Annotated in this window: 10 protein-coding genes and 1 pseudogene; all 11 read left to right on the top strand. The window is 68.5% G+C overall.

Features of this window, described 5'->3' with window-relative positions; all coding sequences use genetic code 11:
• Positions 1–456: 456 nt before the first annotated feature.
• The 11 genes and pseudogenes from G3N96_RS11135 (at position 457) to G3N96_RS11085 (ending at position 13,443) form a co-directional block, all read left to right on the top strand.
• The gene (locus tag G3N96_RS11135; protein WP_206137239.1) at positions 457–1,338 is read left to right on the top strand and encodes a neutral zinc metallopeptidase; all 882 of its coding nucleotides are present in this window, start codon (positions 457–459) and stop codon (positions 1,336–1,338) included.
• A gap of 163 nt (positions 1,339–1,501) precedes the next feature.
• Positions 1,502–2,242 (top strand): LuxR C-terminal-related transcriptional regulator, encoded by a 741-nt coding sequence (locus G3N96_RS11130; RefSeq protein WP_124578056.1) that lies wholly within the window; start codon positions 1,502–1,504, stop codon positions 2,240–2,242.
• Between the two features lie 281 nt (positions 2,243–2,523).
• Positions 2,524–4,026 carry an aldehyde dehydrogenase family protein gene (locus tag G3N96_RS11125; protein ID WP_206137238.1) on the top strand — a complete coding sequence of 501 codons (1,503 nt, stop codon included), beginning with the start codon at positions 2,524–2,526 and terminating at the stop codon, positions 4,024–4,026.
• A gap of 42 nt (positions 4,027–4,068) precedes the next feature.
• Entirely contained in the window at positions 4,069–5,409 is a 1,341-nt protein-coding gene (locus G3N96_RS11120) for an aspartate aminotransferase family protein (RefSeq protein ID WP_206137237.1), read from the top strand.
• 237 nt (positions 5,410–5,646) lie between these two features.
• A complete protein-coding gene (locus tag G3N96_RS11115; RefSeq protein ID WP_206137236.1) occupies positions 5,647–7,149 on the top strand; it encodes an APC family permease in 1,503 nt (500 codons plus the stop codon).
• A complete protein-coding gene (locus G3N96_RS11110; protein ID WP_206137235.1) occupies positions 7,146–7,733 on the top strand; it encodes a DUF3156 family protein in 588 nt (195 codons plus the stop codon). Before G3N96_RS11115 ends, G3N96_RS11110 begins: the two co-directional genes overlap by 4 nt.
• 61 nt (positions 7,734–7,794) lie before the next feature.
• Positions 7,795–8,728 (top strand): annotated as a pseudogene (locus G3N96_RS11105) (helix-turn-helix domain-containing protein).
• 167 nt (positions 8,729–8,895) lie between these two features.
• Positions 8,896–10,104 (top strand): porin, encoded by a 1,209-nt coding sequence (locus tag G3N96_RS11100; RefSeq protein ID WP_206137234.1) that lies wholly within the window; start codon positions 8,896–8,898, stop codon positions 10,102–10,104.
• Positions 10,105–10,443: 339 nt separating this feature from the next.
• Positions 10,444–11,682 carry an ABC transporter substrate-binding protein gene (locus G3N96_RS11095; RefSeq protein WP_046548265.1) on the top strand — a complete coding sequence of 413 codons (1,239 nt, stop codon included), beginning with the start codon at positions 10,444–10,446 and terminating at the stop codon, positions 11,680–11,682.
• Positions 11,683–11,716: 34 nt separating this feature from the next.
• A complete protein-coding gene (locus G3N96_RS11090; RefSeq protein WP_089442040.1) occupies positions 11,717–12,586 on the top strand; it encodes a sugar ABC transporter permease in 870 nt (289 codons plus the stop codon).
• Complete coding sequence (locus tag G3N96_RS11085) at positions 12,583–13,443, top strand: carbohydrate ABC transporter permease (protein WP_206137233.1); 861 nt, start codon at positions 12,583–12,585, stop codon at positions 13,441–13,443. The genes G3N96_RS11090 and G3N96_RS11085 overlap by 4 nt, the downstream gene beginning before the upstream one ends.
• Positions 13,444–13,450: the final 7 nt, after the last annotated feature.

Raw genomic sequence — 13,450 nt, 5'->3', positions numbered from 1 at the left:
GGCGCCGATACCGGTGCCTGCACCGGTGATCGCGATCGTGCGGGGTGACGGGTGGGTCATGTCGTGCTCCGGAAAGGTGTCGTTTCCGGTCACTTTAGGCGGCGCCGGCGCGCGCCGGTATCAGCCGAAAGGATGAACGCGGGCGGCATCCGGGCGATCGGCGCGGCGGCGGGCCATTTTGCAAAGGCTGACGATGTCCGGCGCCGAATCGCTCTATCCTCCACATTTTTGCGATAAGTCACGAAAGCCCGGCAGAATAGCGCGGGCGGGCCGCGCATCGACGCGCGGCGCATCGGCCGGCCGATTCCGTCGTGCGAGCGGAGCGGCGGGCCGGCGATCCCGGTGACAGCGCACCCCACGTGCGCGCTGCATCGGCCGGGGATCGTGTCACGACAACCTATCGCCCGGTTGCGCGCTCGCGTGCCGGACCATCGACAAGAACAGGGAGGGCCGGCTATGAGGCTGGACGACGAAACGGAAAGCACGAACGTCGAGGATCGCCGCGGCGCCGGCGGGTTCGGCGGCGGGCGTGGCGCGACGATCGGCATCGGCACGATCGTGGTTGCGTTCGCCGCGTCGTATTTCTTCGGGATCGACCCGCGCGTGATACTCGAAGGCGCGTCGGCGCTGCAGGGCCGCCAGCAGCAGGCGCAGCCCGCGCCCGCGCAGCGGCAGGGCGAGCAGGCGAACGACACGGGTGCGGTGTTCACGCGCAAGGTGCTCGGCAATATCGAGCGTACGTGGACGGGCGTGTTCAATACTCAACTGCACGCGCAGTACCAGCCGCCGACGCTCGTGATGTTTACGAACTCGACACCGACCGCATGCGGCACGGGTCAGACCGCGATGGGGCCGTTCTACTGCCCGGGCGACCGCAAGGTGTACATCGATCTCGGTTTCTACGACGAACTGCGCAAGCGTTTCGGCGCGGGCGGCGATTTCGCGCAGGCTTACGTGATCGCGCACGAAGTCGGCCACCATGTGCAGAACCTGCTCGGTATTTCCGACAAGGTCGACGCCGCGCGCCGGCGGGCGAGCCAGGCGCACTCGAACGCGCTGTCGGTGCGGATGGAGCTGCAGGCCGACTGCTTCGCCGGCGTGTGGGCGAACAACGCGCAGCGCGCGAACCAGCGGCTGATGGAACCCGGCGATTTCGAGCAGGGGCTGAAGGCAGCCGCCGCGATCGGCGACGACCGGCTGCAGCAGCAAGGGCAGGGCTATGTCGTGCCGGAGAGCTTCACGCACGGCACCAGCGACCAGCGCGTGTACTGGCTGCGGCGCGGGATGCAATCGGGCGAACTGAGCGCCTGCGACACGTTCGCCGCGAACGCGCGCTGACTTGCGGGCGCGCCCCATTGCGCGCTTATATCGCCCCGGCCGAACCCGCCGTGCCGGCCGGGCCGGGACGATTTGCCGATTTGTGCTCACCGGCGCTTTTCGGCGCCGGTAGGCTGGCCCGAACTTCGATCCTCGATAAGTTCGCCTGCCAGCCGATTCCACCATGCCGACCTCACCCGTTCCCGCCGACCCGGCCGCCGCCGACTGGCCGCGCGCGCTGCGCGCGTGCGTGGATGCGTTCGACGCGTTCGCGAGCCCGTCCGCGATCGTGTTCTACCGGCTCGACCAGAGCGGTGAACCGGCCGATTTCGAGCTGTTCGGGATGCCGGAATCGATGCATCGCACCTATGTCGCGCGCTACCGGATGCTCGATCCGCTGCATCCGTCGCGCTGCGCGGCAGGCGAGCGCGCGGTCGTCACGCTCGCTTCCCAATTGCCTGACGAAAGGCGCGACGCGTCCGCGTACTGGACCCGTTTCCTGCGGCGGCACGACGTGGCCGACGTCGTCGAGATCTGGCTGCGCGATGCGGGCCGCACGGTCGGTGCGTTCTCGCTGCTGCGCTTCGGCTCGGGCGACACGCGCGGCGGCGTGGCCGGCAACAGCACGGCCGGGCGGTTCGCGCCCGGCGAGATCGATGCGCTCACGCGGCTGCAGCCCGTGGCCGAAGCCGCGCTGAGCCCGCTGCTGCGTGCGCGGCGTGGCATTCACCGGATCGGCTGCGAGGAGCGGCTGACCTACCGCGAGGAGCAGATCGCGCGCCTCGTGCGCGACGGCCGCTCGAACAAGGAGATCGCCCGCGATCTCGCGCTCGGCCAGCCGACCGTCAAGACGCACCTGATGCGGATGTACCGCAAGCTCGGCGTGTCGAACCGCACGGAACTGGTCGGGGCGTTGTTCCTGTAATTCTTCGGATAATTGCGCTCCGGACTTCGAACCTTCGAGATCGTCGATTCATGAATTCCAACGCGCTGCTTGTCTTGAACGTCAGCGGCTGACCGGCACAGCGCCGGGCCGGCGTTTCGCGTCGACCACCAGAGCCATCCCACGCGGTTCGAACCCGCCATCCCCACCGCCCACGCGCTGCCAATTTGCGCTCACCGGGCGCGAACCCTCGTCGATACAGTGGAACGACGCCCGCGTGCCCGTGCGCACGCGGTCCAGCCACGACAATCCTCGAGACGCCCATGAGCACCACGAATTTCGTCGCCGTCAGCGACACCGTGCGCACCTTCGTTGCGCGCGACTTCGGCCTCTTCATCGACGGTGAAATGCAGCCCGCCCGCGCGGCCGCGCGGCTCGACGTGTTCGACCCCGCGACGGGCGAGCGGCTTGCGACGGTCGCGGACGCCGACGCACACGACGTCGACCGCGCGGTCGCCAGCGCGAAGCGCGCATTCGACACCCGCGTGTGGAGCGGCCTGCGGCCGGCCGACCGCGAACGCATCCTGCTGAAACTCGCCGACCTGATCGAAGCCGACGCCGAAACGCTCGCGCAGCTCGAAACGCTGAACCAGGGCAAGTCGATCCACGTGTCGCGCGCGATCGAGGTCGGCGCGAGCGTCGAATACGTGCGCTACATGGCCGGCTGGGCGACCAAGATCACCGGCCAGACGCTCGACGTGTCGATCCCGTTCCCGCCCGGCGCGCGCTATACGGCCTATACGCGCAAGGAGCCGGTCGGCGTGGTCGCCGCGATCGTGCCGTGGAATTTTCCGTTGATGATCGCGGTGTGGAAGCTGATTCCCGCGCTCGCGGCCGGCTGCACGATCGTGCTGAAGCCGTCGCCGGAAACGCCGCTCACCGCGCTGCGCCTGGCCGAGCTCGCCCGCGAGGCCGGCGTGCCGCCCGGCGTGTTCAACGTCGTCACCGGCGGTCGCGTATGCGGCGCCGCGCTCGCGAGCCACCCGTCGATCGCGAAGATCTCGTTCACGGGCTCGACCGCGACCGGCAAGCTGGTCGGCGCGGCGGCCGTGCAGAACATGACGCGCTTCTCGCTCGAGCTCGGCGGCAAGAACCCGATCGTGATGCTCGACGACATCGACGTCGCACAGGCGCTCGACGGCGTCGCCGCCGGCGCGTTCTTCAACCAGGGGCAGGTGTGCGCGGCCGCCTCGCGCATCTATGTGCATCGCAGCAAGTTCAAGCAGCTCGCCGACGGCCTCGCGGGCGTCGCGCAGTCGATGAAGCTCGGCGCGGGCCTCGACACGACCGCGCAGATCAACCCGCTGGTCTCCGCGCACCATCGCGACAAGGTCGTCCAGCACATCGAAGGCGCGCGCCGCGCGGGCCTCACGTTCCTCGCGGGCGGCACGTCGGCCGACGACCTGCCCGGCTACTACGTGAAGCCGGCGGTGATCGCCGATCCGCATCCGGACAGCGCGATCGTGCGCGACGAAGTGTTCGGCCCGGTGATCGTCGTCGTGCCGTTCGACGACGCGGCCGATGCGGTGCGTCTCGCGAACGCGTCGCCGTACGGCCTCGCCGCGAGCCTCTGGAGCAACGACCTGACGCGCGTGATGAACCTCGTGCCGCAGATCGAGGCCGGCACCGTATGGGTGAACTGCCATATCCCGCTCGACCCGTCGATGCCGTTCGGCGGCTACAAGCAATCGGGGATCGGCCGCGAATTCGGCCAGTACGCGATCGAAGGCTTCACCGAAACCAAATCCGTCTGCATCGCGCACTGACGCGCGGCCTCAACCTCAACCGATCCGACAGTGGAGACTGCAATGAGCTACAACGAAGCGAAATTCTGGCACCCGATGCTGCACCCGAACGAGATGAAACAGCGCAAGCCGATCCGCATCGTGCGCGGCGACGGCTGCTACGTGTTCGACGAACAGGGCCGCAAGCTCGTCGACGGCGTCGCGGGCCTGTGGAACGTGAACGTCGGCCACAACCGCCAGGAAGTGAAGGACGCGATCGTGCGCCAGCTCGACGAGCTCGAATACTTCCAGCTGTTCGACGGCATTTCGCATCCGCGCGCGGAGGAGCTGTCGAAGAAGGTGATCGACATGCTCGAACCGGAGGGCATGCGCCGCGTGCTGTACAGCTCGGGCGGTTCCGATTCGATCGAGACCGCGCTGAAGATCGCGCGCCAGTACTGGAAGGTGCGCGGCCAGGCCGACCGCACGAAGTTCATCTCGCTGAAGCAGGGTTATCACGGCACGCACTTCGGTGGCGCGTCGGTGAACGGCAACACGGTGTTCCGCCGCAACTACGAGCCGAACCTGCCGGGCTGCTTCCACGTCGAGACGCCGTGGCTGTACCGCAACCCGTTCACGCAGGATCCCGAAGCACTCGGCCGGATCTGCGCGGAGATGCTGGAACGCGAGATCCAGTTCCAGAGCCCCGACACGGTGGCCGCGTTCATCGCGGAGCCGATCCAGGGCGCGGGCGGCGTGATCGTGCCGCCGGCCAACTACTGGCCGCTGGTGCGCGAGGTGTGCGACCGTTACGGCGTCCTGCTGATCGCCGACGAAGTCGTGACGGGCTTCGGCCGCAGCGGCAGTATGTTCGGCAGCCGCGGCTGGGGCGTGCGCCCGGACATCATGTGTCTCGCGAAGGGCATCTCGTCGGGCTACGTGCCGCTCGGCGCGACGGTCGTGAACGCGCGGATCGAGGACGCGTTCGCCGCGAACGCCGATTTCGGCGGCGCGATCATGCACGGCTACACGTATGCGGGCCATCCGGTCGCCTGCGCGGCCGCGATCGCAAGCCTCGACATCGTCGTGAAGGAAGACCTGCCGGCCAACGCGGCGAAGCAGGGCGCGTATCTGCTCGAGGCGTTGAAGCCGTTCGCGGAGCGCTTCGCGGCGGTCGGAGAAGTGCGCGGCAAGGGGCTGATGCTCGCGCTCGACCTGGTCGCGAACAAGGCTACGCGCGAGCCGATCGACCCGCTCTCGGGCTATGCGAACGCGGTCGCGGAAGTCGCGCGCGAGAACGGCGTGCTGGTGCGCCCGGTCGGCACGAAGATCATCCTGTCGCCGCCGCTCGTGATCCAGCGCGAGCAACTCGACCGGATCGTCGACGCGCTCGCGGCGGGCTTCGAGGCCGTGCCGTTCGCGTGACGGTGTGACCACGTGACGGCGCGCCGGCGGCGGGCAGCGTAGCCGCCGCCGGTTTGCCAATTTGCGCTATGACCGGATTATTTTGCCTGCGTATTTTTTCGACATCGGATCGAAGTGTGATCGACTGGGGGGGCCGGGTGTCGAAGCGCTGAAGCGCCGCCCGGGCCGACCGCATAGCCATGGAACCCCGGCCGCCGACGAAGCGGCGGCCGGGGTCGACACAGGAAGGAGACAGGGATGTCGGGATGGTCTGGAGTTACCGGCGCAGCGGGCGGCACGCCCGCCGGCACGCCGGCTGAAGCGGGTGGCGGCACGGCGCTGAAGGCGGGTGCGGTCGGCTTTCCGACCGCGCTGGCGAGCGCCGTCGGCCTCATCATGGCAAGCCCGGTGATTCTCACCGCGACGTCGGGCTTCGGGATGGGCGGCTGGGCGTTCGCGGTCGCGATGATCATCGCATTCGTGATGATGCAGGCGCAGGCGACCACCTTCTCCGAAGCCGCCGCGATGCTGCCGACGGCCGGCTCGGTTTACGATTACCTGTCGTGCGGGCTCGGCCGCTTCTGGGCGATCACCGGCACGATCTCCGCGTATTTCCTCGTGCACGTGTTCGCCGGCACGGCGGAAACGATCCTGAGCGGCATCATGGCGCTCGTCAATTTCGAATCGCTGAATGCCGCGCTCGAGAAGCACAACAGCTCGTGGCTCGTCGGTGTCGGCCTCGTGGTGACGTTCGCGATCACCAACATCATCGGCATCAAGGTGTTCAGCAAACTCGAGATCGTGCTGACGGCCGGCATGTGGCTGTCGCTGATGATCTTCGGGATTCTCGGGCTCGCGGCCGCGCCGGCCGTGCATCTCGACGGCTGGTTCGGCGGCTCGGAAGTCGGCACGTCGGTGCCGGCCGTGCTGTCGCTGGTCGGGATGGCGATGTTCATGTTCGTCGGCTGCGAATTCGTCACGCCGCTCGCGCCGGAAATGAAGGCGCCGGGCAAGACGATTCCGCGTGCGATGGCGCTGGGCCTCGTCGGCGTCGCGATCTGCATGTTCCTGTACGGCGCGGCGATCCGCCGTCAGGTCGCGAACGTGCCGGTGAGCCCCGACGGCCTCACGCACCTGCTCGACACGCCGGGCGCGATTCCCGCGTTCGCGCTGCAGGTGCTCGGGCCGTTCGGCCGCATCTGGTTCGGCATCGCGTTCCTCTGTGCGGGCGCCGCGACGATCAACACGCTGATGGCCGGGCTGCCGCGCATCCTGTACGGGATGGCGATCGACGGCGCGCTGCCGCGCTGCTTCGCATACCTGCATCCGCGCTTCAAGACGCCGGTGGTCGGCATCGTGGCGGCGGCGATCGTGCCGATCTTCCACGCGTGGCTGATCAACGGCAATCTCGACAGCATCCTGCACCTCGTGCTCGCCGCGACCTGCGCGTGGGGCACCGCGTACCTGCTCGTCACCGCATCGGTCGTGATGCTGCGGATTCGCCGGCCGGACCTGCCGCGCCCGTATCGTTCGCCGCTGTTCCCGCTGCCGCAGATCGTGTCGAGTGTCGGCATCATCCTGGCGATCTGGTACATCACGCCGCCGGGCATGAACGCGCGCGACATCTACGTGCCGTTCGGTGCGATGCTCGGGCTCACCGCGCTGTACGCGCTGTTCTGGACGCTCGTCGTGCAGCGCCGGCATCCGTTCAAGCCGGTGCCGGTCGAGGAAGTGCTGCGCAACGAGCACGTCGCATCGTGAAGATCGCGCTCGCCCGCTGGCGCGCGGCGCCCGATGCGCCGCCGCCCGGCCACCGGCCCGGCGCGATCGCCGCGCGCGTGCTGGCGGATTTGGGCGCCGAGCGCGATGCCGATCACGTCGGCAGTCCGACGGCGAGGCTGCCGAACGGCGTGCGCGTGAGCATCGACGAGCGGGTCGACCGCCAGTTCCTGATGCACACGGTCAGCGTGAAGGTGGCGGTCACCGCGTGCGGCCCGGCCGTGCAGGGCAGTGCGCGCGTGCGGCAGACCGGCTGGCTGCGCTGCACGGGTATCGACGCGCTGGCCGCTCCAGCATGCGACCCCGGATTCGCCGACACGCTGGCCGCACTGGTCGCCGAGCCTTCGCTGGCCGACGCGCTGCGGCCGCTGCACCTGACCGACTGCATGATCGACGCGCGCGACGGCCGCTGGACGCTCGCGATCGTGCCGTTCGGCGGCAGCGAGGTCGTGAACCGGATGCCGTCGTTCCGCCGCTACGTCCGCCTGACGGGCGAGCAGGCCGCCGCGCTGTCGGCGGTCTGTCTTGCGTTCGAAACCGCACTACGCAGGATTTTGCACGGGTAAGCTGTGGCGTTGCGCGCCGGGGAACCGGCGGCCGCGTTTAAGGGTTTTACCGGAGATGCCGATGCTGTTCCAGTCACGCTCACACGAAGACGTGCACGATCACGGGCTCGCGATCGCGGGCTGGCATCAGGTGTACCGCCAGATGACGCCGGGCCGCTTCAAGGGCACCGTCACGCAGGTGCTGTACGACGATTTCCACTTCTTTCGCGAAACGACCAACCGGCGGGTCGCGCAAACCGGGCTCGCACCGGCCGGGCGCACGTCGCTCGCGGTGCCGCTGTCCGTGCCGCTCGCGGGCACGTTCCAGGGCCAGCCCGTCGACGGCTATGCGCTGCTCGCGCTGCGCGCCGGCGAGGATTTCGAATTCCACACGCCGGAAGGGATGGGGCTCGTCGGGATCAGCGCGGCGTCCGACATGGTCGACGAGCTGTGCGAAGCCGAATTCGGCGCATCCGGCGCACGCAAGCTGCGCCACGTGACGCGGCTGTCCGACGAGCAGGGCGTCGCGCTCGGCGTGCGGCTGTCGTCGCTGATCGACGACGCGCAGCGCAACCCGGGCCACCTCGAATACGCGGCCACCCGCAAGATGTTCCGCGACGCGATGCTCGGCATGTTCCTCGATGCGCTCGAGCAGGGCATCGGCGTCGAGCGTCGCGACATTACGCACGCCACCTACAGCGACATCGTGAGCCGTTGCGAGAAGCACCTGCGCGACCGGCCCGAGGAACCCGTCACCGTGCTCGAACTGTGCCGTGCGCTGCAGCCGCCGCACGCTGCAAACGAGTTTTCAACGCGTGGCCGATGTCACGCCGGTCGGCTATCTGCGCACGATCCGGCTGAACGCGGTGCGCCGCATGCTGCGCACGACGCCCGTGCAGCAGCTCGGCGTCGGCGAGGCCGCCGCGAGCTGGGGGTTCACCCACCTCGGCTATTTCGCGCGCGAGTATCGCGACCTGTTCGGCGAGCTGCCGTCGCAGACGACGCGCCCCGAATGACGCACGCGCGCCGCGCCGGCGCCGTCGGGCACCGTCGCGGGCAACGCGTGCGACTGTTTGCCGATTTGCGATAGAGGTCCTGAATTTTCGCTGGATAGAGTCCTGTCACCCATATCGATAACCCCATCGATCTGCACTGCGAATCGATGACAACAGAGGGGCGGGACATGAAGATCGGACGACGACTGGCCGCGGCTGCGGCGACGCTGGGTTGCATGCACGCACAGGCGCAGACCTCGGGCAGCGTGACGCTGTACGGCACCGTGGACACCGGCATCATCTACTCGACGAACCAGCAGTTCACGCGCGCCGACGGCAGCACGGGCGGCGGTCATGCATGGCAGATGGGCGGCGGCAACCTCGTGCCGTCACGGTTCGGCTTCCAGGGCGCCGAGCCGCTCGGCAGCGGGCTCAATGCGGTGTTCGCGCTCGAGCAGCAGTTCCTGTCCGCGAACGGGCAGGCGCTGCAGGGCGGCACGGCCTTCAGCCGGCAGGCATGGGTCGGGCTGCGCCAGGACGGGATCGGCACGCTCGGCCTCGGCCGGCAGTACGACACGTACACCGACATGCTCGGTGCATACGTGTCGAGCAACAACTGGGCGACGCCGTACGGCTCGCATCTCGGCGACGTCGACAACCTGAACGCCGCGTTCAACTTCAACAATGCGGTGAAGTTCACCAGCGCCGATTTTAACGGCCTGACGTTCGGCGGCACGTTCAGCTTCGGCGGGCAGGCCGGCGATTTTTCCGCGAAGCGCGGTTACGCGGTGGCCGCGACGTACACGCGCGCGCCGGTTGCGTTCTCGGTCGGTTACCTCGACCTGCACCAGCCGCTCGACGCGGCGCTCGGCGGCGCGAACGGCTATATCGGCGATTTCGCGTGCGGCAACCCGGGTGCGATGTATTGCCTGCTGCAGGATGCGGGCGCGATGCGTGCGTTCGGCGCGGGCGGCTCGGTCACGTTCGGCGACGCGACGATCGCGCTCACCTATACGCATACGCGCCTCGGCGACAGCCGCTATTTCTCGACCACCGCGCAGCCGCGCACGCAGGCGTTCACGTTCGATATCGGCGAGTTGAACGCCACGTACATGTTCACGCCCGCGCTCCAGGGCGGCGTGGCCTATATCTTCAACGCCGCGCATACCGACGGGCGCGGCACGACGCGGTTCCACCAGGTGAACGTCGGCACGAATTACAGCCTGTCGAAGCGCACGGCGCTGTATGCGGTCGCGATCGGCCAGATCGCGAGCGGGAAGGGGCTCGGCACCGACGCGGACGGAAACGCGGTGAACTACGCGCAGATCCCGGTGCTCGCGAACAGCAACTCGAGCCGGCAACTGGCGGTGATGGCCGGGATCCGCGTGAACTTCTGACCGTCGGTGGCGTTGGCGCCCGTCAATTGATGGAAAGCGATGCTTGAAAAAAATCGCCCGTATGCTTAACTGAACGGGCGAGATTGATGGAAACCCAATATCGCGAGCCATGGCGTGGAAGGTCGGGAGCGGCTTTCCCGCCATTTTCGTCAGGAACCGGATCGTTCTGTCCGGCGCACCTTGCACGTGTCTCGGATTGCCCGGCTTGCCGCTTGCCACAATACCTTCACGGTCGACGTGAACAATGGCGATGCTTCAGGCGACCCGAAGTGTCGCCCGCGTTGCACACGTGTGCAACGGATGGTTGTCCCGCTACAAACGCCGATCGAGAGAGACCACATGACCCTGCTGAGCCGCCTGCGCGCGCTGTCCGCCGCCCTTGCGCTGTCCTTCGCCGCCACGCACGCCGTTGCCGCGGATCTCGTCATCGCAGGCCGCGACGATATCTACGGCAAGGGGCTGGCCGACGCCGTCGCCGGCTTCAACAAGCTGCACCCGGGCACCGAGATCGAGCTGCTCAAGCTGCCGAACGCGAACCTGTACCAGAAGCTCAAGCTGTCGATGCGCGAAGGCACCGGCGCGTACGACCTCGTGATGATGGACGACACATGGGCGCCCGAATTCATCGGCAACGGCTGGCTGAAGCCGCTGCCCGCGTCGCTCGCGGACGCCGATCTCGTGCCGTCCACCGTCGCGCTCGGCCGCAACGCGGCCGGTGCGCTGTACGCGCTGCCGATCGTCGGCAACGTCGAGATGTTCGCGTACCGCAAGGACCTGCTCGCGAAGTACAAGCTGCAGCCGCCGCGCAACTGGGACGACGTGCTGAAGATCGCGCAGACCGTCGGCGGCGCGGACAAGAGCGTGTCGGGCGTCGTGTTCCGCGGCACGAAGGGCAACCCGGTCGTGACGGGCTTCCTGCCGATCCTGTGGGCCTACGGCGGCGACGTGTTCGATCGTGCCGGCAACGTGACGATCGATTCGCGTGAAGCGCAGGCCGCGCTGAAGACCTTCCTCGCGCTGAAGGCGTCCGCGCCGAAGGACGTCGACGTGTACGGCGCGGCGGAAGTGCGCGATGCGCTGCAGCGCGGCACCGCCGCGCAGTCGATCGAGGTCTGGCCGGCGTGGGTGCCGGCGCTCGACGATCCGAAGCAGTCGCGCGTGGTCGGCCAGATCGCGCTGCAGCCGCCGCCCGGGCAGACCGCCGGCCCGGCGCCGATGCTCGGCATCTGGCAGATGGGCATCCCGAAGGACGCGCCGCACGCGAAGCTCGCGCAGGATTTCCTCGCGTACCTGACCGCCCGCGATACGCAGACACGCCTCGCCGGCATCGGCATTCCGCCGACCCGCCGCAGCGTGTTCAACGATCCGGCGCTGGTGCGCCAGTACCGCTGGTATCCGGATCAGCTGAAGGCGCTCGAAGCCGGCCGTGCGCGGCCGCGCGTGAACGACTGGCAGCAGGTCGAGAGCATTCTCGGCGACCAGCTGCAGCTCGCGCTGACCGGGCAGGCCGCGCCTGACGCCGCTTTGCGCCAGGCGCAGCAGAAGATCGCGCAGGCGACGGCCGCGGCCGGCAAGTGACGGCTCGCCTCGAACCCTCGCCGGGACCCAGCGCATGAAAGCCTTCGGCCGCAGCCTGCCGTTCGTCGCGCTGCTCGGGCCCGCGCTGCTGGTGCTCGCCGCGCTCGCGCTGTATCCGGTCGCGCAGGTGCTGATCGATTCGTTCTGCCGGGTCGACTACTCGGCCGGCCGCCGCGCGTTCGCCGGGCTCGCGAACTATCGCGCGGTGCTCGGCGACGACGCGTTCACGGCCGGCTTCGGCAACACGCTGCGCTTCACGATCGTCGCGTCGCTCGCCGAAGTCGCGCTGGGCTTCGGCCTCGCGCTGCTGTTCGTGCGCGCGTTTCCGGGCCGGCGCATCGCGCTGCCGCTCGCGATCCTGCCGATGATGCTGTCCACGCTCGTGTGTTCGGCGATCTGGCGCAACTGGCTCAACTTCGACGGCTTCCTGAACGCGCTGCTCGCGGCGTTCGGCATCGAAGGCGTGCGCTGGCTGTCCGATCCGCATCTCGCGCTGTGGTCGCTCGCGCTCGTCGACGTGTGGCAGTGGACGCCGATGGCGTTCCTGATCGTGCTCGCCGGGCTGCAGTCGATCCCGCAGGAGCTGTACGAAGCCGCGCGCACCGACGGCGCGAGCGAGTGGCAGTGCCTGCGCGACATCACGCTGCCGCTCGCGGCGCCGCAGATCGGCCTCGCGCTGCTGCTGCGCTCGATCGACACGTTCAAGCTGTTCGACAAGGTCTATGCGCTGACGGGCGGCGGCCCCGGCAACGCGACGCAGACGCTGTCGACCTATATCTACGACACGGGCTTTCGCTTCTTCAACGTCGGGCCGGCGAGCGCCGCGTCGGTGCTGATGCTCGCGGCGTCCGCGCTGCTGGTCTCGGGGTACGTATGGCAGACGGTTCGCAAGCGGCGCGCATGACGGCGCAATCCGCTCGCATCACGGGCGCGCGAACGGGCGCCGCATTCGGTCGCGCGATGCCGTGGGCACTGCGCATCGCCGCGCTCGCGCTGTTGCTGCTGCCGTGCCTGTGGATGGCCGGCGCGGCCTTCATGCCGACGCTCGAACGTCTCGATCACCCGCTGCGGATCTGGCCGGCCGCGCCGACCGTCGAGCATTTCGCGTCGGTCTGGTCGAACGGCATCGGCGTGCCGCTGTTCAATTCGCTGCTGGTCGGCTTCGGCACGACGCTGCTCGCGCTGGCGCTCGCGTTTCCGGCCGCGTATGCGCTCGTGCGGCTGCGGTTTCCCGCACGGCTCGACCTGCTGTTCCTGGTGCTCGTGCTCGCGTTGAAGCTGATGCCGCCGATCACGATCGCGGTGCCGCTGTTCGCGCTCGCGAAGCGGCTGCACCTGCTCGATTCGACGCTCGGCCTGATGCTCGCGTACCAGATCTATGCGTTGCCGATGGCGATCTGGATGCTGCTCGCGTTCGTGCGCGACGTGCCGATCGAATACGAGGAAGCCGCCTGCATCGACGGTGCGGGGCTCGCGCGGCGGCTCGTGCAGATCGTGCTGCCGCTATGCGCGCCGGGGCTGATCGCGACCGCGATCTTCGTGTTCATCGCCGCGTGGAACGAATTCCTGATCGCGCTGCTGTTCGTGTCGACGCCGAGCCACTTCACGCTGCCGCTCGCGATTGCCGGCTACGTGACGGAGAACGGCATCGACTGGGGCGACCTGATGAGCGCGGGGCTGATGGCGTCGCTGCCCACGCTGGCCGTGGCCGGCTATGTGCAGCGCTACCTGTTGCGCGGGTTCGCGGGCGGGCTGAAGTGACGCGCGG

The organism is Burkholderia sp. Se-20373 (genome assembly GCF_017104705.1).
Classification (GTDB): Bacteria; Pseudomonadota; Gammaproteobacteria; order Burkholderiales; family Burkholderiaceae; genus Burkholderia.
This window is presented reverse-complemented; position numbering and strand designations above follow the sequence as displayed.